Raw genomic sequence first — 24625 nt, 5'->3', positions numbered from 1 at the left:
CTATCCACCAAATGCAGCAATTAATGAGGTTTTCTTTTCGGGTTTATTTTCGTTTTTAAACAATTGAGCAACAAAATAATAAGGCATGTTAAGGATTTCGTTAATGTCCTTTCCGCTTTTCATCATTCTCAGAATCAATCCATCCATATCCTGTTTCTGTTGTTTTGGTGTATAGACATCACCTACCTCGCTGTCGCTAGATACTTTTTTGTATCTTCGTCCTGGACACCTCGCGCAACAAAAATAACTTGTTCCTGCAATTTTTTTACGGCACCAGGGCCGTGTAGGCCATTAAACAATTCATCTTTTGTAAATTGATTGTCATATAAATCCACAACAAATATTAATAATTTATCAATTAATTCCTTTTCGGCCTCTGATGTGCCGGCAGACATTTGAATATACTCAAGCATATCAACTGCTTCATAAACTTTTCTCATTGGGATAAAAAGTGGGGTTAAATATTTTTCGGTTACTAGCTCTCCTTGTTTCACTTCTTTAACAAGCTCTATCATATTGCGTTTCATATCAGCCATGTATCTGACCTCCCCTTATTTATTAAAAAGAGCAGGTTCGTTATTCCTGCTCTTTCACTTCTTTGATTAATGGTTTCCCAGCATTGTTATTGGAGGACATCAATTCCTCGATACGTTCTTTCTTCACTTTTTTATTTGCAGGCTTTGGAAACTTGTCGCCAACAAAATACTCTTTATCAGTTTCTTTGTCACGGAATCCGGCAATAACTTCATATTTATCCATTTGTCGCACCTCCTTAATAGCTTTCACATATTCAATTGATGCTTTACTTTTATCTATATGTTCAAATGAATCTCTGAAAGGTGTGTTATTCACGTACTTCCCTTTGAAAAATAGATTCTGATGGTCATTAATGACACCGGCATTGTGGAATATTTTAGTTTGATGATATAATTCAATCGGGTCTGTCGGCCAAGAAAAATCTAATTCGGTGGAGGTCTTAACTGTCTTTCCAAAATGATATACATTCCAAAGTTGAGCCCACATTTCAGCTGTCCATTTTTGAATCGGCGTATAATTTGTATCATTTTTTCGGACATATTCACCCTCCACGGAATTTAAAAATTGGTAAAGCTTGACCGAATCCTCGTACACCTTTTTCCAATATTCATATGTTGGATTTTTGATAATCCACTGAGCTCCACCTATCGGATTCTTTTCACGAATGAGTGCAGCATCAATACCTATGACTTCACACATTCGCTCTAATAAATCCTGACCTTTACTGTCGATATAATCAACGCTCAAATAGCTTTCACAAGCTGATGCATACCAGGTCGTCTCTGTTGGTTTTACATCCGGAACATCTCTCATCAGCACATCGCTATCCAAATAAAAATAAGTATCATTTTCTCTTGAAGCATCCTCTTCCAGGTACTTCATCCATAAGTATGGCTTAACAGACGGAATATAACTTTTGTCAGTACGATCATCGTTGTATACATGCGTTTCCACACCATAGTTTTCTTCCAAATAAATAGGCACCCGGTCGTCCTGCCGTGTAAACAGCAGAACAATGTTCCGGATGCCTAAATTTTGTAGTCTGGTTATACAAACTTCTAATTCCCACTCAAAGCGTTTAATGGCTGGTTGACATAGGATATACTTCATAATACATTACCTCTTTACGCAACCGTTGTGGTTGTAGTGGTACTAGAAGTAGTTGTTGTGGTACTTGGATATGCTTGACCAAATACTGCTTGGAAAAGTGCATCACGTTTAGTATTTTCTGCCTTTGCATCTCTACCGGTTACCACAGATTTTTCTTCTTTAAATCCTGTAACTTCTCGATCCATGAATTCCGCACTAATCGGATCTTGACTAAACGTTGTAGAACCCTGCTTTGATTGGCCGGAAATACTAGTCTTTAAGAATTTGCCTTTTGGTAATCCAACGTATTCCTTAGATCCATCTTCATATGTTTTAGCAAAAACAACCACTACGTATGGAGGATTGTCTGTGCTTCCGTGAGCAGATAACCCATTTGTAGAGACCTCTAACCCCAGCAATGTATCTTTGTCTGATTGAGGAATCGAATGAAAATTACCGCTTACGGTTACAGGTCCTTGTGACACTCCTAATTCAGCGACCTTGTTATCTCCATGTGCTCGTGCAATTTCCGATGTCATGGCCACTTCGATGTCTTGTAAAAACTTCACATGGTTAATTGAACTAACAGTATTTGTTTTTTCGTCTAACACTCCATAATAAAATTCATCTACACCCGTTGACGCTTTGTAGTTTTTTTCTTCTCCTGCAAAGTACTGCAAATTTAACTTTAACAGCTTTTCTTTATTCATAACTTTTCCTCCTCATAAAAAAATAAATAGACATTCTAAACAGTGTCTACATAAGTTTTTCCGCGATACCTCCTGGCGTCACGGTATATATTTAAATCCTTATCCCATTCATCAACACCGCCGCCATCATTGAAAAAGTTCAAATCCCACATGATATGCTGGATTCGTTTAGCGATAGCATCACGATCTGTTATGCTTTTAGACCACACTTCGATTTGATACATAAAATCTTCCGTCAGCCATTTGTTGTCTGCATAATCACTGGGTCTAGGTGTATCTAAGGGGTCTATGATGATGTGTGTATCAGTCATGCTGCTGGTCTCGGGATATTCATAAAACTTTATTCGTCCAGCTGCTTTTTGATTGATTAATGTATCAGCAATTAAAGCTTCATAAATTTGATCTAACATCACATCCCCCTTTCTACTGCTCGGCGGATTGCGTTATGATATGCTTTTTCGGAATTGCGCAAAGAACGCGCAATAGCACCTTTACCGTCTGGATTAGGGTTTTTGACTGTTCCAAACTCATTTAGATGAATGATGCGATAACGATCATTAGGTCCCTTCCAATATACTTTGATCGTTCGTGCCCCGTTTTCCCAATATGGTTTACTCAATGTTATTTCTTCAATAGATGCTCCCGTATCAGCCCAAGGTTTAAACTGACTTTTTAATTCCCGGACATATACATCTGCTGCATCATTTAAAGCTTTATCACTTATTCGTTGCATCTGTTCCTGGCCGAACCTATTTTCCAAATCCTTTAGCAACCTGTCTAATCCATTAACTTCAACACTCATGATGTCAGCTCCGCAATGACGTTCACAAAGTCTCTATTCTGCATATCAGGTTGAGCTTGTGTAACGTTATAATGTTTATTTTTATACTCCGGAGCATCGATTTCAACATAGTGCTTATTGGTAGGAATATAGTCTCCTTGTGGGTCTCTAATAATGATAGTTATATCAGATAAGGTTCCGTTTGATTTAGCCAGTTCCACATCTCTTAACCAAATCTCATCAATTTTAGCCCAGGCATTATAAAGTACTTTCTTCACTTTCTCGCCTGGATAAGGACCTTCTTTGGGCACATACTCATAAAATGTAACAGGTGTCCTTAATTCACCAGAATGAACTCGAGGTGGTTTATATTCAAATTTCCTCACATCATCAACCTCCAGAAGTTGTGGTTGTTGTTGTCGTTGTAGTGCTAGGTATTAGGTCAATTCCTAAACTGGTGATTTCACTTAAAAAATTATTCTCGAAATATTCGACGGCATCATTATAAGCGTATCGAGCACGCTCAAACACAAGCTCTTTTGCTCTGTTATCAGTTTCGGTATTGCCATAAATATCAAACTCACCGCATTGGCTTTTAAGAGCAGAAACAGAAAAGGACAACAATCTTTTTAAATTGCTGTCCTCTCCGCTGTGTGTGATATGCATCCGACTTTTGAACTCTTCTAAAAATGTCGTTGTAATTTCCTGCAATCACATCACCTCATTATGCTGTAGTGGTTGTGCTAGTTGTACTTGTTGTTGTTGTGCTTGAAGTAGTTGTTGTTGTCGTACCATATAGATCAAGGTTATAAACCTGTGCAGCGTTATTATCTTTTGGCTTACCAGTTGCATACTGCTTAGCGATAAATACATCAGCATCCTCTAAAGCCAGGGTCTCTTTATAACGGTTAGTTTGTACACCGCCACCAACAGCAGCAATGTATTCTCCCTTAACAAAGAATAGTACTTTGCCTTCAGGTACAAAAACAGATTCTGTCATGATTGGATTGAAAGGTAAGTTTGTAACATAAACTCCATTTGCGTTTTGGACCGTTGCGTTAGCCTGGATATCGAACGTGTCAAATGGGTTTGTAACCATGACGATTTTTCCAGCAACCTTACGAGGATGATCCGCTACAGTTCCATCTGATTTTAATTTTTCTGCAAGCTTTTTCACCACACCTTTTAATTCGTTGATGACTGTTCGACCAGGCTCAAAAGTTAGGGTTCCTACAGCTGTCTTATCAGTTACAGCTCCAGTTTCTGTATCAACATGTTTTAGTAGTCCGATAGGTTCACTTTGTGCTGCACCTCGACCGGCAACGTAACCACGTTCTAACCCTGCTCGCATAGCTTCACGGATAATTGTACGAACATAACGTTCAATCCATGCAGGCCCAAGTTTCAACATATCTTTTGCGATTGGTACAAACGCTGTAAGTTTTAAATGCGTAATCTTTTCTTTACGGAATGTAGAATTTAACTGACCTTTAATTCCTTCAAATAGATCTCCCCATACTGCTTGACCAGATGGATCATTGGAATAAATAAATTCCGTAACTGCTCCCAAATTTTGAATGCCGATTTCACTTAGAAGAGGATGATCTTTTACGATTTCTTCAAAGATACGCTCTTGAGTTGTCTTTGGTAACGTATCAGTTTCTTTAAATCCACCTTCTTCGATAACTGCATTAAAAAACTTAGTCTCTTCACTAGTTAATACATTTTGGCCACGGGATTGCAAAGCCACATTATCAGCCATTTGTGTATTAACCTGGTTCAAGATGTCTGACTGTACATCTTGAGCTAAGGATTCAAGCATCTCATTAAGTGCTTGTGACTGTTCTTCCTCTGTTCCATTTGTAGTAGCATCAGCAAATGCTTTTTTCTTCTCTTCAAAGTTATTAAACTTAATTGTCATTTCTCATTCCTCCATTATTTCTATAAATTTAAAAAGAGCTTACTCATATTCTGCTTTGATTCAGCAGGAGTAGGCTCTTGTTTTGGTGGTTTCTGATTATTTGGTTTTGCTTGAGCTGCATATTTAGCAACCAGTTTGTCTTTAAAGTTTTCGTATTCTTCCTCACCGTCATCATCATCATCTAAATCTTCGAGGTCCTGGATTTCAATTTCTTCACCAACTTCATCAGCTAATCCAAAAGCAACAGCTTCTTCTGCTGTAAGAAATGATTCATCATCTAATAATTGGTCTAGTTCCTCTTGTGTTCCGACAAAGCGCTTTTTGTATGATGAAGCAAGAGCAGAGTCGATTTTTCTCAAATCAGCAGCAGTCTTTTCAAAGAGTGCTGCATTTCCCCACTCAATGGTAGATGCACGGTGAATCATCATCATGGTGTTTTCGGGCATGATCACTTTGTCACCAGCCATAGCAATAACACTTGCAGCTGATGCTGCCCAACCATCAACATGGACAATAATTTCTGCCTTATGATTCCTCAACAAATTACTAATGGCTACACCATCAAATGCAGATCCACCTGGTGAATTAATATGCACGTGGATTTTTTCAGCATCCACTTCTGATAGTTGCCTCCGGATACCTTCTGCACTTCTACTGCTAAAAGAAAATCCACTAATTGGACCATAAATATACATAGAATATTCTTTTCCTTGCCCTGCTTCAAAACGTATATCTGTTTTCTTGTTCATCATGTTCATGATCTGTTCTTTCAGTTCGTTTGGCATTAACTTTCACCCCCTTCCAATAACTTTTCTAATTCGGTGTAATTCTTTGTGATAATATGCCTGTCCAGCAATTCATCATCAGATCTTTCATGGCCAGCAGCCTCCCTCACTTCATTTCCAGTAAACACGGATGAAGATACAAGTTTATCAACAGCAGACGCAAGGTCAAATAGATCACGATAAGAAACACGTCTAATGTCCAATCGTTCTCCATTCATGTAGTCTTTTTTCTCAATAAACTTTCCGCTAAATTCATCCTTCACCTTTTTAAGTAACGGATCGATACAAAAAGTCATATAATTACGTGTGCTTTTCTCGACATCTGCCATTTCCCCTCTTACTAAAGCTGGGGGAATTCCTAGCGCCCTGGCAACATGGTCCAAAAATCCATTTGTGATTTTATTTATTTCTTCCACACTCGATGAAGCTCTATCGGATTGTTCATTATATGTGAACCCCTTTTGTTGTGGAACTATAGCAAATGCTTTATTTTTGATCGCTTGATACATATTATCAATGAAGTTTTGCATTTTGCTTTGCTTTTCCGGATCCTTTGGATTAACGTTTTCAGTATCAACAGTAGCCCTGATTTGATTATTGTGTTTTTGGAACTCTAGCATCCTGCCAAATAGTTCACCATAGTCAGTATACAGACTATTAACCAACCGGGATAAATTGTCATTACTATACTCAAGATAAATAACATCGCTTGCTATAAAGCTCCGGCGGAATGTGTAGTTTTTGACTGTTACATCCTTGAAAACATCATCCATCATGGCATATTCATTCCGATAAAAATTATCAGCGATTAGCAGGTCGTCGGTATCTGTCTTAACAATTAATACCTCATTATCATGAATTAATTTGTATACAAACGTTTCCCAAAATTCGCTTGCAGACTGGTTCCGATTAGGTTTAACATTCATTTTGTAGTAGAATTCATCATGCTGCACTATACCTTTTTTCTTTATCCGGAACTCCGACTGACTGATGGTCCTGGCAATCAAGTTCACGCATGTTGCTATAGCCAGTTTCTTGTAATAGATACGGTCCGATGTATCTTCAATTAAATCCAAATCATACATTTGTTCCAATTCACTGTGTTTCTTAAATAGATCGAATAATCCCAATGCCTCACCTCCTTAAAAAGCAATATCATCCAGGAAGAAATCCTCTTCTTCTTCCAGCACATTATCAGCCTCGAACAATGCATGGATAAATGCCTGGAACCCATCTGTTTTACGACGTACTTCATCTTTCTTCAGGTACTCTTTATTGCCGTCTTTCTTGATTTTTACGTACACATTATTGGTGTACCAGCGCATTAACGGGTTATCGCCAAATATAATATTGTGATTAGCAAATATCGTTTCCACTCTAGGAGCCAGCTTACTGTGTATGGCTTTAGGATTACGAATATAAATTAATTCAAATCCTTCTGCTTCCAGAGCTGTTTTAACCAGGTCCAACCTAAATGTATCAGCCACAATTCGATTCACCCCATATTGCTCCCTCATTTCTACAAACCAATCAACGATATGCTCGATATTGATCACAGGCTCATCAACGATGGTTAATAATCCCTCTTCAGCCCAATCATATATCGGGGGCTTTAATTGAACGTTATCCAGGAAGCCTTTCCGTATGAATGAATGGGTTTTCCAAACATAGTCATCACCAACTTTGAAAAGAAGGCCTACAGCTGCAAAATCTCGAATAGATGCGTAGTCTAATCCACCAACGGCTGTGCGGTGTGCCAAATCAGGGAATGGCCTGTTTGTAGCTTCTATCTCTTCCCATGTCGCAACTGATGTTGTTAAATCCGTTGCTGGTGTGTTCATCCGTTTAGTCATGAAACGGATCCGTGCAGACGGCTTCGAATTACCAAGTGATATATATTGACGTTTAACTGTTCTAAACAGTTCATGAGCATAATCATTTAATGGCTTATGGAACATCGGATTAGCCTTTTGCCAATTCGATTCATCATCCATTTCCTTTTCATCATCCAAACAAGCCATAAAAACAAATATATGGTCCTCTGGAGCTTCACCTTTAAGTACGCGGATTGCCCGTTCTTTTAAATCGTCAAGGTAACCACCACGTACAAATCCGTCAGTAGTGATAAAAAACTCTCTTGAGTGTCTGACTTTTCCTAATCCAGATGAAAACACATCAACAATATCTGAATCTTCATATTCATGAACTTCATCATAGATAACGCAACCATCACGTAAGCTGTCTTTCGTTTTTGCGTTTGAAGTGTGATACTTTAATACACTTCCATTAGCCTTGCTTTTAATTTCTGACTTTGTGTGTTTAAAGAGCGATTGCAGCACGCCGCCTTTACCATCTGTATCAATAGCATCATATACTTCATTGAAGGATGTTTTGGCTTGTTCCTCACTATTGGCCACAATCGATATATTATATTTGTCGATACCATGTAGCTCACTAATAAAGAAATGAGCAAGGGATGAAATTAAACCGTTCTTACCAGCTCCCCTGGCCATATATAAAAAGAACTGTTCAAAGAACGGATAGTTGCCTTCCTTGTAGTACAAAAAGACAAATGCTGTTATAAACTTCTGAAATGGCTGCAGCTCAAAATAATTCTTTTCAGTAAAAGCGATGTATCGTTCATGGGTGACTTCATCAAAATAGAGATCGTCTCGATTGAGGACGTGATTTTTCAAATAAGAAAATAAAAGAACCAAATACTTGCTGACTTTATTTTTTCCAGCTTCGTATTGGTTCATATAATACAGTACGTGCTTATTTTTTAATTTCATATTAGATCAGATCGCTTGCGGTGAATTTTGGTTTAGCATCATCGTCCTCATCGATGAAGTTGAATGTCTTCTCAATATTTATGATGGATGAATTAACTTTGTTCATTTCATTTAGCAGAGGGTGGGATTTAATATACTCCTGATTTCCGTTTTTAACGTTGGTGGAAACCCCCTCTTTTTTGACTGTTCGTTCCATCCTCCGATACATCTCAACATGCTTCAAATACCTACCAACTTTTTCAACCTCAACAGGACTGCTGGTATCAATCCTCGACATCAGATAATCCTTGATTTTATCAATGCTTACGTCGGTTCTGAATTTGGTTGTCACATCATCCCACCCCCCCTCACGTGATATTTATATAAAAAAAGTGGAAAGTCGAGCCCCCTGCACCGTTTCCCCGGTCGGAAAAATAAGTCAAAATTTTTAGGCGGGGGGTCTATTTAAATTTCATTTCAACTTTACCGCCGCAGTGTTTGCATTCAGTGTCATATACTATCCAGTTTTCATTACTCTTTTCCTCGTTCACCTCTGCCAACTCACCACAGTCTTTGCAAACATTTATAATATTCATCTTCTACCACCTTTCATCATGCTCCCACTTATTCGGTTTTCGCTCAAACCCTTTTAAGTACCTGCCATGCTTGCGATTATGACACTTGATACAAAGTGTCTCTAAATTATCGGGATCCATTGCAAGATCCGGATAATCAACCAGCTCCTTAATGTGATCCACATCCAATGACTTATGTTTATCATTATCAGCAAGCTTTACATATCCATTACGTTTGCATTCCTGGCACTCGTAATTATCTCTTTCCAAAACAAAAAGCCTCAGCTGTCGCCAGGCTTTACTCTTATAAAACTTCATCTGTTGTTCTTTTGTTTGGTATTGCTGCATGGTTAATCACCAACTTAAAGTTTGCTTGCCCCTATTCGTTCTATCAATGGTCCATTACCAGTCCTTTAAATTTATTATTCCTTCACTACAACACTATCAACATAGATCTTGCCAAGCCACATCTTCCAAACTGTGAAATATTTTTCCCCACCGGATTCATATTGGGTGCGATAGGTTAATGGTAACAGCTGTTTTAGATACCATTTTAAATTTTTCATTTTATTACACTCCTGAAAATTTTGTATATAAAAAAACACCTCTTTTGAGATGTCTTTACTTCAAGTAGTATACATTTTTTATAAGCTTTACAATTTTAAATTTTTTGTTGTACAAATCATCATGTTTCGTAATTACGAATCCTTTGGTTTTATATTTTTCTTCTTTATCTGTAATGAACACAAAACTAACATTAAAAACCTTATATTTAGAGACGAAAAATATAGGACACGCAATAATATAATCAATTTTAGTTAATAGTAAGATTATAAATAAGATTACTGCAATACATATAGTCAGACTCACTATAGATTTAAAATCCACTGTAATTAAAGGTAAGATTAAGGTTAATAAGAAGAAAGTATAATCATTTAAACTTGGTTTTTTAAATTCTTTAATATATATATCTTTCCCTTTATCATAGTTCGAAATCTTTCTTTCAATGTTACGAAACATCAACTTTGGGATGAAATAATATATGCCAATAGAAAAGAATAATAAAATTAAAATAAAGAATACATGCAATAAATTTTCTGGAATATTATAATTCCAAAGATTTTTTCCTTTAACGATGTCTTCGAAGTAATACCTGTAAATAGCTATCATAAATACAGGTGTATAAGATACAAACCATAGGATACCTTGGGCTCGTTTACCCCACATGTATCTCCCTCTTTTCTATTTAACCCAAACTCATTGCGACTTTTATTCTTTTAGTTAAAAAAGATTCTACTATTTTGTCTTGAAAAAAATGTAACAATGGTGTTGGGTTATCATTTTCTTTAAAAATGACCTTTTTATTATCAAAGTCAATATAATTAATCAAATCATCAAGTTCACCAATTTCACTTTTAAATCTTTTTAATTTATCTTCATCTTTAATGTTTTCCCTTTTATCTCGAATTTTTTTTAATTCATCTACTCTATCATTAAAATGCTCTTCAACTTCACTAATAATGTTTTCATCCATACTAGCAATACCTCTTACTAGTAGATGATGATTTGATGCATTCCTAAATGCTTCTTTTGTTGTGTCATCAGAAAAGAAGCTCATTGAAGTTAATCTTTCCATATTAATTCTGCTTTTTTCTGTTATATGATCTTTATAATCAAAAGCCCATTCAAAATGTCTCGGATCTACTATATAAATATTTTTATCATCCATAAAAAATGAAAAATTACCACCAAATTCTACTAAATCTTTGCTAACAGCTTTAAACTCCTCGGATGACCATATTGCTATCTTTTTAGTTTTTGCTTGTTTTTTCACACTTCTATAAAAGCAAAAACTAACTTGTTCATCTTCTAATGTTAAAGTGATTATTTGGAAATTTGATATCTGTATTTTTTCCAATTCATCATCAATTAACGCTTTTCTAAGTAATTCAAAATTTGTTACTGCCTTATTACTATGAGAGTAAGATTTAGTATTGAACCTTCCAATATATCCAGTTAATTTAAATTCTTGATTATAATTTTGAACTGCGAAGTTATTTTCAGCATCCATAAATTCACTTATTTTCTTAATAATATGTTCTTTTAAGAAATTTGTGATTGAGTCATCCAACTCTACTGATTTTGAAAAGTAATAATCATTTTTCTTATTATCTTTACAAACAAAATATGCCGAAACTGCAACTCTTTCATAATCCTCTTCTTTTAAAGCAATTAGTTTTTTCACAATATGATTATCGTTGTTTATGTCCATTACTAATTCCTCCTCTGTCGACTTCTCATTTTACAACATTCGACAAAAGGAGAATATTTCCTTCTAAACATTAAAAATTCAAAATGTAATTTATTCGGATAACTCCTACTTTATATTCACTAATAATAATTATAATGTTAATTAACTTAATCCATAATTAATCCCCAACACACTCCTCCTCTATACTTTTGAAACTGGCTGGGCTCTAAGAATATCGTATCAAAAACTTGACCATAAAAAAGAACCACCTACCCTGTGGATAAGTGATTCTCTTAAGGAGGATTCTCATGTCTGGCTCTCAACACCATCAAAAATAGAAATAGAACTACTAAACTCAAATATTTTAACACATAATAGCATGGTAACACGACTTAAAAAATGACATGTTTAAAATAAATAAAAATATACCCCGCCAAATACAACAAAATACATGATAATGTGTCCAATCAGAGCACCTTTGTTAACCTTTAATTTGGTTTTACCTTGATGTTCGTATGGAATAAAAATGTTTTCTCTCCCTGCTACAATAACAAATAATAATGCACCCATCTGAAATAAACTACCCCAAATAAAAGTTTCAGTAGAAATTCAGACTCACCTCCGCCGTTTGTTATTCTTACACCTAATATATCACAATAACCACCCAGCCAACAGCGCCGAGTATCTAGTAAGCAATTAAAAAAAAGGACCACCCATCCTATGGATAAGTGGCCGATGAACTCATTATTTTAACTCACTAACATCATAACACGGTTTTGGTGTGTTTTACTTGCCTTTTTTCTGCCAAAAGTCTGCCATTAATTATTCTCACCATAACCCATTATCATTCATGTGCTTCACATATTTAACCCCAAATTCCGATAAATAATACATAGTACTTAACTGTTCTGTTTGACGTTCAACGTCAATTATGGAATGTAAAACCAAAGGCGTAATAAGTTCATCCACTGCTTCCCGTCTTTCTGGATAATCTTCAATAAAGCCAAATAAATCTAATTTTTGAATTAATATGTTTGTAATGCCAATACTAGTTAAACCAGATGTGAGTGAAGGGTAGAGAATTTTTAATAATTTATTAATTGATTCAAAATTCCCCTCAATGTTTGCAGTTTCCACATCTAGAATTGTTTGTACTTTGTCGAAGGTTTCATTACTATTATTTAAATTTTGCAAATGAAATTTAAAATTGTTTATTTCATTTTTAAGCTCAAGAATTTGGTTTTCGTAAGCTAAATCTTTTTTATGTATCACTGAATTAACTTTATATTGATATGCACTTGATACAAGTTTTAATAAACCATCCACATACTCTTCATCATTAATTATAGCTAAGTGCAAACTAGCAATATCTAATGGAACATTTTTTCTCGTTTCCTCCTTGTCTACAAATGTAACAATATTAAAACCTTTATTTCTACTTTGTTCAATAAATGAAGCGTCTAATTCTCTTTTAACCCAACTTGAATCAATTGAGTTGTCTGTTAAATAAACAAAAAACAAATCACATGAAGGAATACCATCTTCAAATATTTTCTTACGTAAAGATTCTCCTGGATTGATCTCCCAATCATCAAACCAACAATCAATTTTATATTTTCTTAAATCATTAGCTATTTTCTCAATAATCTTTTTGTCTTTTTTTGAATGTGATAAAAAAACTTTAGGTCTGCTATCCATTTTTTATTCCCCCTATCAATTACCCATATCTTATAAAGTGTTACATTCAGCCAACGCTCAAACCCCTTGATATTCTTAACTTGAATTAAATCCCCTAAAATGAATGACACACCTTCTTATTATGTTTCATTGTACAAGATAAAGGGATAAATTGGTAGATTCATAGCGAAAAAAGTCAAAATAAAAGAGCTCATCTAATGAATGATGAGCTCATATCTTAAATTCCTTCATGGCCTTATCTAAATTGTCCTGGTTAATCCCAATATATTTTAAGGTAATGGAAGGGCTGGAATGATTGAATATCTCCTGGAGCATAGCAACGTCCTTTGTTTGTCTATAAAAGTGGTATCCAAAGGTTTTTCTTAATGTATGAGTACCAATTTCATCAAGACTAACATACTCTGCAGCATCTCTTAATATCTTGTAAGCCATGCTCCGACCAATTGGCTTATTAATACCCTTTCTGCTTTTAAAGAGGTACTCAAAGTCTTCCTTTCCTTCTACATAAGCTTTTAACTCTTTCCTAAGTGAAGGAGGCATGTCAATTCGTTTTTGCTTTCTAGTCTTCTTTTCTCGCAAACTAAAGTATGGCCTTTTCACATCACTAACACGTAAAGGCAGGATATCTGAAATTCTAAGTCCACTATTTATCCCCACTAGGAAAAGCATGTAGTTACGTTCACTCTTATCCTTTAAGTATTGTTTGATTGCCCTTATAACTTCAGGATCTCTTATAGGTTGGACAAAATTCATGATGGTTTCACCTGCTCTTCATACACCTCGATTTTTAAAATGAATGCCAGCTTATAAAAAGCCCTGGACTTTAAGCGATAATACTTACGTTCGCTGAATCCCAACTCATTATAAACTTCATAATCAAACACATCATCACTTCCCAAATATCGTTTAATGATAACGGACCGTTCATTGTATGCTAACCGGTTCACGGCCTTCCTTATCTTATTCAGGTAACGTTTTCTGGCAATCTCCTGATCAAGTCTCTTCACGGCTAAATCCTCTGTCTTAGAGTGGAATTCATTGGTGTTTGATGGTGGCGTTAAAGTGAACGATGCCGTTATTTTTGGCGATATCTCTTCTGGTTCCATGAGCAAAAACATTTGATACTTTGTTAGAGCCTCTTCCACAGCCTTTTTGGTATCTTCACGGTTAATTTCAGGTAATTTAAATGAGATCTGCATCAATCATTCCCCTTCCCTTTTATAAACCTCTCAGCTTCTTTAAATAAGGATTGAACATATTCACTTCGTTTAACAGGTGATACAGGTCCTCTCCTTCTGTCCTTGCGGTATGGACTAACTTTCCATCTATAGATATTTTTCAAAACTTCTTCACCAACTTCCAAAGTAGATATACTGGCCAAATCATTGTGATAAACAGCAGCTTAAACATGCATATGGTCTCTTCAGTGTCGTCCTCGTAGATGTACTCTGGATCATCCTGTAATACAGCGACTGCAGCTCCAACAAAGATATATAAACTCATCCAAAACATATCGACACCTCCAATAAAAAAGGACACAAACCAAGCGTGCGAACGCTCAATCTGTGCCCTGGTTGTTCCAGTAGCTTATTTAATTTGTTTAACACAACACCTAAGGTAAGTTTATTCTAACTGCAATAACCTTTTCCCATTCTACTTCAGCTAGTTCTTTGTCCGTTTGTTCCTGTAAGTAAGAATCTGACCAAGAAGGATTGTTCATTTCTAATCTGTCAAAAATCAATTCCCCGACCTCGTCCTCATCTTTTGAACGGACATAACATCTTTCGTCATGATTATAAATTTCTTCGATGCTTGCACTACCCCAGCTTGCAACCCACCAAGCAAAATCATCACTACCAATAATGTCTGTATCCACCATTGGAACAATTTCTAAATCTGGATTTTCCCTTATCAATTCAAGTAACTCATCAATATTTGATTTCCGTTTTTCAATCCGTTTCATTATCCATTCCCCTTTTACTTTTTCGTATATGAAACCTCATAATGACTAGGCTTACCATTCTGCCAAGTAATTACTTGCTTTCCAAACCCCTCACCTGGTACATCTACTTTATCCAATTTTCCGTTCACAACACGATAAACAGCGTTCTCACTCAAACTAATCTCAGCCTTCATCTTGTCCTTGTTCATTGTGTGGCCCCCTTGTATAATGGATATAGGATGAGTAAAGTCGGGAGCCACGCTTTCGGCTTTTTTATTTTTTTGAATCATCATAGATGCTATCTTCATTCATGATTGCTGTTATCTTTTCATAAAGCCTAAATGGATCTTTGGATGCTTCATGGATATCCTCAGTTTCTAACTCCAGAATCCCCATTTCATTTTTTCTAATAATCCCTTGTTGAAATTCTATAAAACTCCCTTTATCCAGGTGTTTAATCTGCTGAAATAACGGATCACTTTCAAAGCCAAAGTATTCGTAAATATCGACCTGTTCCATATCATCACCTTTTTCATTATTTCCTCAGAATGTGCATTACTCGTTTTCAAAATCCTCATTGTGTCCTTTGTAGAAACAATGTTTACACACTACGTTTTCATCCAATGATTGAGGGAAAGGAAATATCTTTCCTCTTTTAGCTGGTTCTCTTGTTTCATTTCCGCACTTTTCGCAATTAACGTACTCAATTTTTCCGCTACTGTATGAAGGGTTGAACTCTACATGCACTTCAAATTCACGTTCGCAATTCTCGCATTCGTGGTCGAATTTATTATCATCAGGTAAATCAACAGTTCCTTCTGTCATATCATTTTCGTATTCACAATAAGGACATTCAACAGTATCTAAGTACACATTTATCACCCTTTCAACTACTTCACATTTTCGGTCTGTTGCGCAATTTAATCGGACTATGAATTGCCTACCATCAAAGACATTGCTAATCTTCCGAAGTACAAATTGTTCTGCGTCATATCTCTTTTTCGACTTCTTTCAATCCAAAAGAATCGTCTTGTTGATTCATCATCCCCTTTATACCACCAATCACCCTTATTTTTAGCCCATACAAAAGCGATGATTATTTTTCTGCCTAGAAACCAAAAAGGAAAGTAAAAATGTTCTATCTCTATTTCCGACTTCCTTTTCATTTCTTCACCTCGCTACTTCGTATTTTCTGTCAAATACGCCTCATACTCTTCAGCAAACTTAAACACAAACCCATCAACAGTCGCTTCTCTCATGCCATTACAAACATCTAACACAGCTGTATAAGACATATACGTTTTCCTACCGGCTTCACGTGCGGATCTGTACTCACCAATGATTTTTCCCGTCTCAGGGTCCAACTGTAAGACCGGTTTGCTTTTGGATAAGTATCCTGTTTTTTCACCTAGTTCACAGTTGGATACATACTCTAAATTCCCGGCAAAGTTATCAGTTTTAATCCCGTTTTTGTGCCTGAGCACTTGTCCGGGCTTAGGATCACCCAAATAGTGATGAGCCACTAATTTTGAAATCTTATAACCCTGGTACTTTCCTTTAAATTTAACTTTAATCATGAGATAACCCCGGCGCTTTTTAAGAAAAGGAAGCAGCCATTTATGGGTATACTTATAAACCCTCTTAAAACGTCCATAATTTGAAATTAAGAACTCACCATCAGAGCCATCAATCTCTTGCCAATGTTCATCCGGATATTTGATTTTTGAGTACCATTCCTTTCGTTGCTGGACGGTTGTATCGGGTTTTAAAATATAGCAATCTATGGTTCCAATTTTCCTGCCTCTTGAACGGGCAGATTGCAAAGATCCTCTTGTGAGTCCTGTTAGTTTTTCTAAGTAATCATACGTTGTCTCTGTTATCAAATTGGTTTTAGGGTCATAAAGTTGAATCATAAAATATCACCTTCAGTCATAAAAACCTAATTATTATTTATTTTTCCTAGCTTTCGGCCATCTATAATCCACTTGTCTTTGCTGCCGCTTCGCTTTTTTCTTATGAAACATATTAGCAGCTCTACCTTTCTGCCGTTCGGCCAGCTCTTCATCCGTTAGATAATAAGTAATTACCGGCCCGTGCATAGATTCAGCCATTAGTTGTCACCTCCATGTTCGGCCTTCCATTTCGTTATTCTTGCATCAGCAAATGACCGACCTGTCCAGCGCTTTATTTCTTCTAAGTAAAAAGGTTCTGCACATCTTGGACAATTTGGCAGCATCTTTTTCCCTCGGTATTGCTTTTCTAACCGTTTAATGGTTACTAACCATGGTTTATAATTTGCGATTTGCTTTCGTTGTTCCAGCAATTGCTCCACCTGGTTTCTTAACTTTTCGCCATTTGTGGCTAGTTCGTACATGGCATCATAAGGATCTATAACAGCTCCACAGCTGCTACAATTCACTTGTCTGTTTTGCGTATCAATCATAAATTTTCGATTATCGCACTTGCATATCTTTTCAATCCCTCGATTAATCCTAACCTGGTCAATTTCCACTACTTTGTTAGGAAGATTATCTACCATCAAGACACCTCCTGATCAATCTCTTGAATAGTGACCTCAACCCTCGGCTTTTCGCTGTAATACTTAGAAACTTGAAGCTCCACAATTTGGCTGTCATCCTTGTAAATTACACCATTCAGAGCATCCTCAATCCCTTTTGCTATATTGGAGCAATCCGGCTTCTTTGTTGGTCTGTGTATTTCATCCAAAGAGAGCTTTCTCAGCTTTTTTGACATACTCTTTGGGATTTGCCTGTAAATTTTAATAGAAACACTCACGGGACCCAGAATTAAATTTTTTGGCGCATGTTGAGAAGCAACCAGCTTAACGTATTGTTTGTATGTTCTTGATGATTGAGGATCGTACATTTTGACTTGTCCGCTCCTGGTACGTCCCGCTCTCGGCCTCCCCTGCGCTTGTGCATCTCCTAAAACAGTAAACTTAATCACATCATCATCCCCAAACTAATCACTAACAGGAACGTTAAAAAGATAAACAGCACGTAGTTAACAAAATGATTCTTCTCACGTTTTTGGTACTGATCAATCAAACCTCTCAACCTCTGATTCTCAGACTCTATCGTTGCCATTTGATAGTCTTTATTCATCAATATCCGCTCTCCTGTCGTTCATGATTCACTTCATTTTTGAATAGGTAGGCTTGTTCGATTTGTTCCCAGGTGATGCCGAGCATTTCGCCTAAACCGACGAATAGATCACTAAGTAAAATCCATTCTGATTTGGCATGACTCTTACCCCACTCATATTTCTGTAACACTCTATAGCATTGATAATTTAATTCTACAAATTGGTCAGTAGCGCTAGTTTGTAGGTGAGGATTAATTGATTGAATTTCTACCCCTATATCCAACCCAATGCTCAAAATAAAGTGTAAGCAGTCAACGTATTCTTCTAAGAGTGGGTTGTAAAAATGAACTCCACAGCCATCACAGTTCTTGCATTCCCCAACGATTTTTCCATTTTCAATAAATATTGGGTTGCCATTACATGATTCGCATACATCATTTTCGTTCGGATACCATCTCCTCGGTTCCTGGTCATTACTCCAAAACTTAAAGAATCGAGCTTCATTCGCAAGCTCTCCTAGTTCCACTTGCAAGGCTAGAATCTTTTTATCAAGTAAATCCTGCCCTTCCAGTCCTTTTTCTTTGATAATGTGGTTATCCAGCTGTCGCTGCATATCGAAAAGTTTTTTAAAATTCAATTTTTGGTTCCTCCTCACAATCTTCATAAAAGACAATTAGTGATTTAGAATTACTTCCTTCTGCCCATATCGTTTCAACGATGGACTTATTTTCAGCCCAACCATTAAAGTATTCTTCAAATTCTCCATAAAAGGATTAAACTTTTTTACTTTCACGCTTACGCATCTCCTTCCCAATTTTGCACTTCACATTGATATGAATTTGTTCAAGCTCCGTAAGTGTTAAATCCTTAGTTTCAATACCATCAGGCTCAGGTGTCGTTTCATATCCATGCTTCCACAATTCATAAATCAAATATTGTCTACGTTCTTCCACTTTATCTCTTAAAATCATTACCAAAAATCCCTCCTTCCCTCTGTTCAATAAACCCCTCTTCAGCTTGATCTAAGATAATGATTGCTATTTCCACTTGCGGACGTTTCAATAAACGTGCCATTTCAAAAATAGACTTGCCTTCATTCCAAAGATTCCTAAACCTTTCCAGTTCATCCGGCCACCAATCTAGGTTACGTTCATCATGAGCTATGTAAACCGGCATATTTCTTCACCTCGAGATGATGAATTGCATTTTGTATTCTTTTATTAAAATCGGCCAATTCTTTGTCCAGCTGCTCTTTGGACTTTGGTTCACAGATAGGGCATTTCACCACCTGAACACATCCGGATACAACTTCACTCCACATCACACCTCTTCTGTTGCATAGTGGGCACATTATTAATCCCCCTTTCCATTTTCATATTCTTCAACGCTTATCCCTAACGCCCTGGACATCGCCTTTGATTTTCTGTAATTTGAAGCACGATTAAACACGCAATTCATATTCCCAATGATTCTCCACCAGGTCCGGCCTTTGTCATCCAATTTGTAGGCAATCTTATTGCTTTCAAACTCTTGTGGGGTGATGTTTGATGTTGCCCATATAGGTTTGTTCGCACGTTCTCGGCCGTTAATAATTTGAAATATCCAATCCTTTTCCTCGTAGGTTAACTTCTGGCTACTCAAGAAATCATCCCAAATTAATAAATCCGCATCTAAACAAGCTCCCATGATTTCCTGAAATGATTCATTGTTCTTAAAATCTTTCGTGGCTTGTAACCGACTGAACAAATCTTTTTCGGTAATATAGATAACCGCATATCCTTGTTTGATTAACTCATTCCCACCAGCTGCGGTTAAATGGCTTTTTCCGTTTCCGGTTTCACCGAAGATGAAAACACCCAGTTTACCTCGATTAGAAAAATTATGAACAGCTGACTTGATTTCCTCATAAGCTTCTTCAGTCCCTTTACGAGGTTTATAATTTTCAAAGGTCATAGATTTTATGTCTTCCATCTGGCTGCTTAATTGCAAGATCCTATTGATTCGAACTCGTTTTTCTTTTGCCTCCTGTTCTTTTTTAAAGTCTTCTAACTCTTTTATTTCACAAGGACAAGCGCATACGACCCATTTCATTTCTCCAGTAAACGGATGTTTTATTTGTGTTAAAGGCTTTTCTTTTCCGCAATATTTGCACTTCACGGGTTCTGGGTTACTTGTAGAGTCGTACATTCCCGCTTTCTTCAGAATGTTGTCCATTGCTTCTTTCATCAGGACCACCTTCTTTGTAGTTTGGTATTTCTACGACCTTTTCGTGTTTAGCAGCTTGCTGATTTTTATACTCAACTTCCTCCGCCTTTGCTTGTTCAAGAGATTTGATTCCTTTTTTAAACCAAGATTGCAAAATACTCTTTGCATAACCCCAACTTGCTTTATTTCGCTCTAATGATCGTCTAAGGGCTTCAATAACCATTTCATCTCCTAAATCTTCAATCCAGGAAATCATGTCCTCGGACACGTAAGGCGAAATCACTCCAAAATTATTTTGATAGAATTGAATAGCATCAGAAGGAGTAGAAGTTGCGTTTTCTTCTTCTACTTCTCTTTCTTTTTCTCTTTCTCTTTCTACTTCTCTTTCTTCTTCTTCTTCTACTTCTTCCCCCAGGTCTATGGAAGGACTATCCGTAGGGTATTGATACGGTATTGAACCCTTGTCATTGAGCGATTCCTCGTTTTTTTCTTCTATATCGTTTGCATGGGGTATGGATAGGGTATCGATACGGTATCCGTACTCTTTGCATTTTTCAATGAACACCTTAATAAACTCATGATTTTTTACTTTATGAAGCTCTTTACTGATTAAAGAAAACACCTTTTTCGAATTGATCCAATTGTATTTAATCCAATTGACCATCATAATTTCTCTCGTTGGTTCGTGATAAATGATTTTTCCGTATTCAGTAAATCGATTTAAAAGCTTTTCCACAGTCTCTCTGTTGTAGCCTGTCTCTGTTTCAATAATCCTTTTTGGCAGCTCATAAATGCCGCATTGAGTGGTTTTGCTATTTGTCATAAGGTACAAATAAAAATACTTCTCTTCTGGAGTCAGATCTAAAACAAAACCATCTTGCCAAAAATCAATGTGTACTTGGCGATATCTAGCCATTTAACCACCCCTCCTCACCTAGCAATCTCACAAATTGCAAATTTATTTTTCACCTGTTTTACGGTATAATTTGGATAACGCTGCATATACTGTAGTACAAGTTGTTTAAGTTGCTCTTTATCCTGCGCCTGCTCGAAAATCCAGTTCGGCAGGCGCACTTTTGCAATATTGTTTCCTATCATCTGCATCCATCCACTTTTCACCAGGCGAGCAATGCCCGCCCCTTTTGTTACCAGCTAAAAACAATTTCGCCATTAGTCTTTACAAAGCCAATCACATCTTTGTTAGCGTTCACCAGCCAACCTTTCCAACCGCCTGATTTGTTAGGATTTAAGTATTCTTCCAAGCGCATAATTACCCTCCTTTCTGGTGTTTGGCACCACCTTCAGGCCCAGGAATGTATGGCTGTCAACATTCAAGGATAGGGGCAATCCGGAACATTCGATCATTTAAAACTAGACGCTAATCTATAACATAAAAGGAGGAGGTGAATATCATTCCCGAGCCTGAAGCAAGGGCCAAACCCTTGCTGTTTATATTCAGTTTTGGTAAACTTAATTCAACGAGTTTTCAGTAAGCTTTTTAGCTTGCTGATTTTTTTATGCGCTTTTGGCTAAAGCAATATATAATCCGATGAGAACCAATGCCCCGAATAAATACATCCAACGATCGACCGATTTATCGCTCATGGAAATTCCCCTTTAATAGTTGCTGCGCCGTAATGGGATTTACCGAAACTGCCTTTACCATCACTTGATGCTTTTCACGCTCACTGATGATTTTGTTGTTACGCATATAATTAAGGGTTTTAAGCGTATTTTTTAAATCGCGATAAAAGTATTCAACTGATTCTAGGTTTCCGTATTCAAACTCCAACTTCATACGCTCAATGAGATAAATTCCGCATGCCCGTTCCTTCTTTGCCCTCTCTACATCTTGAGGTAAAAATTGCTTTTCAAATTCTTTCATAATAAACCTCCTAAAAACGGAAATAGTATTGTGGCAGATATTTGAATGATCTGATTCAACATGTCGCTCGCTACCGATACATCTACGTTGCATATCATTGCAACCATCATGTCTTGGGAGTCTGTCGTTCTTGCCCACCTGACTGCATCTTCAAAGGATAGCTTCAATTTGTTGCTTTCCAGCCTCGACACGTTGCTTCTTGATATATGTAATCTCTCAGCTATCTCTTCCTGGCTTAAATCCGCCCCTTTCCGCATCTTTCGCAGCATTTGACCATATTCCAATTTTTTCACCTCCTCAATGTGCAGTTAGTGCACGATTGCAAGAGCTGCACAGTATTCATCAAAGATTGCTAGTATCATAGAATTATAGGCTTAGACAGCCTTACTCTTGTCCTTGTTCTTTTTGGCCAATATTTTTGGCGCTGAATGTTCAGCGAAAAACTGAACAATTGTTAGTTTGGTTTCATGACTGATTTCAGGTGTTTTGACATCTTTCATTAGATCACCCTCATCGTTTGTTGTTTATTAGCGTTTTCGATTTCAATTCTTAATCCTGTTGATGGTTGCCACATATCTATAAAACGCAATCCATCTTCAAACTGTTTCTTAGGCAAGTCGCCGTATCTTGGAAGAGAAAAGTGCTTTTTGAAGTCTCTCCAGAACTCAGTGAAAGCCTTTCTGCTTAATTGATTGTATGCACTTGATTCTTTGCCGCCCAGCGCTTCTATGACAACTGAATTTGCTTTAGATCTAATCTGGAACTCTTGTCCACCATCAATGCGCATGGTTTCTTCCAGGTTTGTGATTCTTTTATCTTGGCTCACTAATTCATTAACGGTCCCTTGCAAGATTTCCAGTTCGCTTTTAGGTTTTTCCAGCTCATAGGATCCAGTTCTTCTGATTGCTGGAATAACTTCAATCGCTAACCAGTCTTGAAATTTTTCTGCAACTTCGTTAGAAGCTTTAAAAGCTAATTTGTAAACCAATGGCTCTGGGATGAAATCACCTTTCGCAAGATGTTGCGAAATATATTTATCCAGATATCCATTAATGCTGCGCCAACGGACATATAGCTTGTTTCCTTTCGTTTCAGTAAAGCCTAAACTTTTAGCAACTTGTTCTGCATCAAATAAAATTTGTTCATCTTCCGTTTTTGCAGAAACTTTAAATAATTCATTTTCAAAAACTTGTAATTGACTCATATTAATTACTCCCCTTTGTATTTAGGTATTTCTATCCAAAGCGAATTGATAAGCTTCTTGAAAGGTTTGTCCTTTTTTTCTGTTAACTTCATCATCAAGAGCTCTCACGCAACCCTTCAAAAAGTGGAAAGTGGCGTTGTTGCTCTTCAGTTAAATTTTTGAAATCATCGAAATTCACTCGACCTTCACCTCCTGGATTAAACTATGCTTTTGAAGAGCCTGAACCAAATCGTTCGCAGCTTCCTCTTTTGAATAGCTGGCATCTTCCTTTAAGCTGTCAACTACTTCGAGGATTTCAGCTGCAATAGCGTAAGTTTCTTGCAATTCTGTGATGGTAGGTATTTAGATCACCTCCTGTTTTTCTTTTTGATGCATTTCGTGTATTTTATCTTCAAAAAAAAGAGTCCAATGAAAACCTAAAACACATGAGATTTTCTTTGCGTTTTCAACAGTGACTCCTCTTTCTCCAAGCTCAATCATAGAGTATGTTGTACGAGCGATTTCAGACTGTTCTGCAACCTGAGCTTGAGTAAGATTTTGCTTTTTCCTGATGTCGAGAAGCCATTTTCGCATAAGATTTCTCCTTCCTTTATACACATATCGTGTAATTTCTTGATATCAGTATATGACACATAAAGTGTAATGTCAATGTATTTTATTAAAAAAATACACTATTTGCGTAAATACTTTTATGACACATTTTGTGACGTTATAATTGATAGAGACAAATAGATAAAAATTACAGTAGTGAGAGGGAATATACTATGTTAAGTAAACGGTTGTCCTACCTTAGAAAAAAACACAACTTTAACCAGGATGAAATGTCAAAGAAGATAGGTGTAGCTAGAACTACATACGCTATGTATGAGCAAGGTAGGCGTAATCCGGATTACGAAGTATTAGAAAAGATAGCTGATTTTTTTGAGGTTACAACAGACTATCTATTAGGTAGATCAGACAATCCTGAGATGACCGAGGAAGAAGCGTTTGATGCATTTATTAATGATCCAGAATTAGAAAGATGGTACAAAGAGCTTCCTAAGTCTAAGGAGGAAGATCTGAGACGCCTCCGCAAGATTTGGGAAGCCTTTAAGGATGAGGAATAGCAGCATTTTAGAAAGGTGTACATAATTGTGCACCAAATTTTATAACTAAAAACAGAACGT

47 protein-coding genes are annotated in these 24625 nt (G+C 36.7%); 1 reads left to right on the top strand and 46 read right to left on the bottom strand.

Features of this window, described 5'->3' with window-relative positions:
- The 46 genes from gpGT to ABD006_RS08220 form a co-directional block, all read right to left on the bottom strand.
- On the bottom strand, positions 1 to 147 hold the full coding sequence (gene gpGT, locus ABD006_RS08445; RefSeq protein WP_343839728.1) for a phage tail assembly chaperone GT: 147 nt from the start codon (positions 145 to 147) through the stop codon (positions 1 to 3).
- Positions 148 to 182: 35 nt separating this feature from the next.
- Positions 183 to 536, bottom strand: a complete 354-nt coding sequence (gene gpG / locus ABD006_RS08440; RefSeq protein ID WP_343839726.1) for a phage tail assembly chaperone G — start codon at positions 534 to 536, stop codon at positions 183 to 185.
- Between the two features lie 40 nt (positions 537 to 576).
- Entirely contained in the window at positions 577 to 1647 is a 1071-nt protein-coding gene (locus tag ABD006_RS08435; RefSeq protein ID WP_343839724.1) for a hypothetical protein, read from the bottom strand.
- A gap of 14 nt (positions 1648 to 1661) precedes the next feature.
- On the bottom strand, positions 1662 to 2336 hold the full coding sequence (locus ABD006_RS08430) for a major tail protein (protein ID WP_343839723.1): 675 nt from the start codon (positions 2334 to 2336) through the stop codon (positions 1662 to 1664).
- 35 nt (positions 2337 to 2371) lie between these two features.
- Positions 2372 to 2746, bottom strand: a complete 375-nt coding sequence (locus tag ABD006_RS08425; RefSeq protein WP_343839722.1) for a hypothetical protein — start codon at positions 2744 to 2746, stop codon at positions 2372 to 2374.
- Entirely contained in the window at positions 2746 to 3138 is a 393-nt protein-coding gene (locus ABD006_RS08420; protein WP_343839720.1) for a hypothetical protein, read from the bottom strand. The genes ABD006_RS08425 and ABD006_RS08420 overlap by 1 nt, the downstream gene beginning before the upstream one ends.
- A complete protein-coding gene (locus ABD006_RS08415; RefSeq protein WP_343839718.1) occupies positions 3135 to 3503 on the bottom strand; it encodes a phage head-tail adapter protein in 369 nt (122 codons plus the stop codon). Before ABD006_RS08415 ends, ABD006_RS08420 begins: the two co-directional genes overlap by 4 nt.
- Before the next feature lie 4 nt (positions 3504 to 3507).
- Positions 3508 to 3783 (bottom strand): phage gp6-like head-tail connector protein, encoded by a 276-nt coding sequence (locus tag ABD006_RS08410; RefSeq protein ID WP_343840294.1) that lies wholly within the window; start codon positions 3781 to 3783, stop codon positions 3508 to 3510.
- Between the two features lie 58 nt (positions 3784 to 3841).
- A complete protein-coding gene (locus tag ABD006_RS08405) occupies positions 3842 to 5038 on the bottom strand; it encodes a phage major capsid protein (protein WP_343839716.1) in 1197 nt (398 codons plus the stop codon).
- Between the two features lie 20 nt (positions 5039 to 5058).
- Complete coding sequence (locus ABD006_RS08400; RefSeq protein WP_343840291.1) at positions 5059 to 5811, bottom strand: head maturation protease, ClpP-related; 753 nt, start codon at positions 5809 to 5811, stop codon at positions 5059 to 5061.
- A gap of 11 nt (positions 5812 to 5822) precedes the next feature.
- Positions 5823 to 6953, bottom strand: coding sequence for a phage portal protein (locus ABD006_RS08395; protein ID WP_425542201.1), 1131 nt, complete (start codon positions 6951 to 6953; stop codon positions 5823 to 5825).
- A gap of 12 nt (positions 6954 to 6965) precedes the next feature.
- On the bottom strand, positions 6966 to 8615 hold the full coding sequence (locus ABD006_RS08390) for a terminase TerL endonuclease subunit (protein ID WP_343839714.1): 1650 nt from the start codon (positions 8613 to 8615) through the stop codon (positions 6966 to 6968).
- Between the two features lies 1 nt (position 8616).
- On the bottom strand, positions 8617 to 8946 hold the full coding sequence (locus tag ABD006_RS08385) for a P27 family phage terminase small subunit (RefSeq protein WP_343839711.1): 330 nt from the start codon (positions 8944 to 8946) through the stop codon (positions 8617 to 8619).
- A gap of 109 nt (positions 8947 to 9055) precedes the next feature.
- Entirely contained in the window at positions 9056 to 9190 is a 135-nt protein-coding gene (locus tag ABD006_RS08380) for a hypothetical protein (RefSeq protein ID WP_343839709.1), read from the bottom strand.
- 3 nt (positions 9191 to 9193) lie between these two features.
- A complete protein-coding gene (locus ABD006_RS08375; RefSeq protein WP_343839707.1) occupies positions 9194 to 9517 on the bottom strand; it encodes an HNH endonuclease in 324 nt (107 codons plus the stop codon).
- 74 nt (positions 9518 to 9591) lie between these two features.
- A complete protein-coding gene (locus ABD006_RS08370) occupies positions 9592 to 9735 on the bottom strand; it encodes a hypothetical protein (protein WP_343839705.1) in 144 nt (47 codons plus the stop codon).
- A gap of 55 nt (positions 9736 to 9790) precedes the next feature.
- Positions 9791 to 10396 carry a hypothetical protein gene (locus ABD006_RS08365; protein ID WP_343839704.1) on the bottom strand — a complete coding sequence of 202 codons (606 nt, stop codon included), beginning with the start codon at positions 10394 to 10396 and terminating at the stop codon, positions 9791 to 9793.
- Between the two features lie 19 nt (positions 10397 to 10415).
- Positions 10416 to 11441 (bottom strand): Kiwa anti-phage protein KwaB-like domain-containing protein, encoded by a 1026-nt coding sequence (locus ABD006_RS08360; protein WP_343839703.1) that lies wholly within the window; start codon positions 11439 to 11441, stop codon positions 10416 to 10418.
- Between the two features lie 387 nt (positions 11442 to 11828).
- Positions 11829 to 11990: a hypothetical protein gene (locus ABD006_RS08355; protein ID WP_343839702.1), complete on the bottom strand. Its 162-nt coding sequence runs from the start codon at positions 11988 to 11990 to the stop codon at positions 11829 to 11831.
- Positions 11991 to 12248: 258 nt separating this feature from the next.
- Positions 12249 to 13118, bottom strand: a complete 870-nt coding sequence (locus tag ABD006_RS08350; RefSeq protein WP_343839700.1) for a toll/interleukin-1 receptor domain-containing protein — start codon at positions 13116 to 13118, stop codon at positions 12249 to 12251.
- Positions 13119 to 13328: 210 nt separating this feature from the next.
- The gene (locus ABD006_RS08345) at positions 13329 to 13871 is read right to left on the bottom strand and encodes a site-specific integrase (protein ID WP_343839698.1); all 543 of its coding nucleotides are present in this window, start codon (positions 13869 to 13871) and stop codon (positions 13329 to 13331) included.
- A complete protein-coding gene (locus ABD006_RS08340; protein WP_343839696.1) occupies positions 13868 to 14317 on the bottom strand; it encodes an ArpU family phage packaging/lysis transcriptional regulator in 450 nt (149 codons plus the stop codon). The genes ABD006_RS08345 and ABD006_RS08340 overlap by 4 nt, the downstream gene beginning before the upstream one ends.
- A gap of 139 nt (positions 14318 to 14456) precedes the next feature.
- Positions 14457 to 14630 (bottom strand): hypothetical protein, encoded by a 174-nt coding sequence (locus ABD006_RS08335; RefSeq protein ID WP_343839695.1) that lies wholly within the window; start codon positions 14628 to 14630, stop codon positions 14457 to 14459.
- A gap of 100 nt (positions 14631 to 14730) precedes the next feature.
- The gene (locus ABD006_RS08330) at positions 14731 to 15081 is read right to left on the bottom strand and encodes a hypothetical protein (protein ID WP_343839693.1); all 351 of its coding nucleotides are present in this window, start codon (positions 15079 to 15081) and stop codon (positions 14731 to 14733) included.
- 14 nt (positions 15082 to 15095) lie between these two features.
- Positions 15096 to 15269: a DUF3954 domain-containing protein gene (locus tag ABD006_RS08325; RefSeq protein ID WP_343839692.1), complete on the bottom strand. Its 174-nt coding sequence runs from the start codon at positions 15267 to 15269 to the stop codon at positions 15096 to 15098.
- Positions 15270 to 15333: 64 nt separating this feature from the next.
- Entirely contained in the window at positions 15334 to 15579 is a 246-nt protein-coding gene (locus ABD006_RS08320; RefSeq protein WP_343839690.1) for a hypothetical protein, read from the bottom strand.
- A 36-nt stretch (positions 15580 to 15615) separates the two neighbouring features.
- On the bottom strand, positions 15616 to 15933 hold the full coding sequence (locus tag ABD006_RS08315; RefSeq protein WP_343839689.1) for a hypothetical protein: 318 nt from the start codon (positions 15931 to 15933) through the stop codon (positions 15616 to 15618).
- Positions 15934 to 16238: 305 nt separating this feature from the next.
- Positions 16239 to 16973, bottom strand: a complete 735-nt coding sequence (locus tag ABD006_RS08310) for an NUMOD4 domain-containing protein (RefSeq protein WP_343839687.1) — start codon at positions 16971 to 16973, stop codon at positions 16239 to 16241.
- A 33-nt stretch (positions 16974 to 17006) separates the two neighbouring features.
- Positions 17007 to 17171 (bottom strand): hypothetical protein, encoded by a 165-nt coding sequence (locus tag ABD006_RS08305; RefSeq protein WP_343839685.1) that lies wholly within the window; start codon positions 17169 to 17171, stop codon positions 17007 to 17009.
- Entirely contained in the window at positions 17171 to 17599 is a 429-nt protein-coding gene (locus ABD006_RS08300; RefSeq protein WP_343839683.1) for a hypothetical protein, read from the bottom strand. The genes ABD006_RS08305 and ABD006_RS08300 overlap by 1 nt, the downstream gene beginning before the upstream one ends.
- Positions 17599 to 18027 (bottom strand): RusA family crossover junction endodeoxyribonuclease, encoded by a 429-nt coding sequence (locus ABD006_RS08295; RefSeq protein ID WP_343839681.1) that lies wholly within the window; start codon positions 18025 to 18027, stop codon positions 17599 to 17601. Before ABD006_RS08295 ends, ABD006_RS08300 begins: the two co-directional genes overlap by 1 nt.
- Positions 18024 to 18185 (bottom strand): hypothetical protein, encoded by a 162-nt coding sequence (locus ABD006_RS08290; protein ID WP_343839679.1) that lies wholly within the window; start codon positions 18183 to 18185, stop codon positions 18024 to 18026. The genes ABD006_RS08295 and ABD006_RS08290 overlap by 4 nt, the downstream gene beginning before the upstream one ends.
- Positions 18185 to 18802, bottom strand: coding sequence for a dUTP diphosphatase (locus ABD006_RS08285; RefSeq protein ID WP_343839677.1), 618 nt, complete (start codon positions 18800 to 18802; stop codon positions 18185 to 18187). The genes ABD006_RS08290 and ABD006_RS08285 overlap by 1 nt, the downstream gene beginning before the upstream one ends.
- Before the next feature lie 136 nt (positions 18803 to 18938).
- A complete protein-coding gene (locus ABD006_RS08280; protein WP_343839675.1) occupies positions 18939 to 19118 on the bottom strand; it encodes a Fur-regulated basic protein FbpA in 180 nt (59 codons plus the stop codon).
- A 1-nt stretch (position 19119) separates the two neighbouring features.
- Entirely contained in the window at positions 19120 to 19341 is a 222-nt protein-coding gene (locus tag ABD006_RS08275; protein ID WP_343839673.1) for a helix-turn-helix domain containing protein, read from the bottom strand.
- Positions 19319 to 19486, bottom strand: a complete 168-nt coding sequence (locus tag ABD006_RS08270) for a hypothetical protein (RefSeq protein WP_343839671.1) — start codon at positions 19484 to 19486, stop codon at positions 19319 to 19321. The genes ABD006_RS08275 and ABD006_RS08270 overlap by 23 nt, the downstream gene beginning before the upstream one ends.
- A 32-nt stretch (positions 19487 to 19518) precedes the next feature.
- On the bottom strand, positions 19519 to 20391 hold the full coding sequence (locus ABD006_RS08265) for an ATP-binding protein (protein WP_343839669.1): 873 nt from the start codon (positions 20389 to 20391) through the stop codon (positions 19519 to 19521).
- Entirely contained in the window at positions 20333 to 21286 is a 954-nt protein-coding gene (locus ABD006_RS08260; RefSeq protein ID WP_343839668.1) for a DnaD domain-containing protein, read from the bottom strand. Before ABD006_RS08260 ends, ABD006_RS08265 begins: the two co-directional genes overlap by 59 nt.
- Before the next feature lie 14 nt (positions 21287 to 21300).
- Complete coding sequence (locus ABD006_RS08255; RefSeq protein WP_343839667.1) at positions 21301 to 21474, bottom strand: hypothetical protein; 174 nt, start codon at positions 21472 to 21474, stop codon at positions 21301 to 21303.
- Between the two features lie 41 nt (positions 21475 to 21515).
- Positions 21516 to 21638: a hypothetical protein gene (locus tag ABD006_RS08250; protein ID WP_343839666.1), complete on the bottom strand. Its 123-nt coding sequence runs from the start codon at positions 21636 to 21638 to the stop codon at positions 21516 to 21518.
- Positions 21639 to 21964: 326 nt separating this feature from the next.
- Entirely contained in the window at positions 21965 to 22255 is a 291-nt protein-coding gene (locus ABD006_RS08245) for a hypothetical protein (RefSeq protein WP_343839665.1), read from the bottom strand.
- Positions 22252 to 22539, bottom strand: a complete 288-nt coding sequence (locus ABD006_RS08240) for a helix-turn-helix domain-containing protein (protein WP_343839663.1) — start codon at positions 22537 to 22539, stop codon at positions 22252 to 22254. The genes ABD006_RS08245 and ABD006_RS08240 overlap by 4 nt, the downstream gene beginning before the upstream one ends.
- A 90-nt stretch (positions 22540 to 22629) precedes the next feature.
- Positions 22630 to 22755: a hypothetical protein gene (locus ABD006_RS08235; protein WP_343839662.1), complete on the bottom strand. Its 126-nt coding sequence runs from the start codon at positions 22753 to 22755 to the stop codon at positions 22630 to 22632.
- Positions 22755 to 23459, bottom strand: a complete 705-nt coding sequence (locus ABD006_RS08230) for an ORF6C domain-containing protein (protein WP_343839660.1) — start codon at positions 23457 to 23459, stop codon at positions 22755 to 22757. Before ABD006_RS08230 ends, ABD006_RS08235 begins: the two co-directional genes overlap by 1 nt.
- 174 nt (positions 23460 to 23633) lie before the next feature.
- A complete protein-coding gene (locus tag ABD006_RS08225) occupies positions 23634 to 23783 on the bottom strand; it encodes a hypothetical protein (RefSeq protein WP_343839658.1) in 150 nt (49 codons plus the stop codon).
- 18 nt (positions 23784 to 23801) lie between these two features.
- Complete coding sequence (locus ABD006_RS08220; protein WP_343839657.1) at positions 23802 to 24032, bottom strand: helix-turn-helix transcriptional regulator; 231 nt, start codon at positions 24030 to 24032, stop codon at positions 23802 to 23804.
- Between the two features lie 191 nt (positions 24033 to 24223).
- Here ABD006_RS08220 and ABD006_RS08215 point away from each other — a divergent pair, with 191 nt between their 5' ends.
- Entirely contained in the window at positions 24224 to 24565 is a 342-nt protein-coding gene (locus tag ABD006_RS08215; RefSeq protein ID WP_343839655.1) for a helix-turn-helix domain-containing protein, read from the top strand.
- Positions 24566 to 24625: the final 60 nt, after the last annotated feature.

Origin of the sequence: Salinibacillus aidingensis (assembly GCF_039522525.1) — a bacterium.
Classification (GTDB): domain Bacteria; phylum Bacillota; class Bacilli; order Bacillales; family Alkalibacillaceae; genus Salinibacillus; species Salinibacillus aidingensis.
This window is presented reverse-complemented; position numbering and strand designations above follow the sequence as displayed.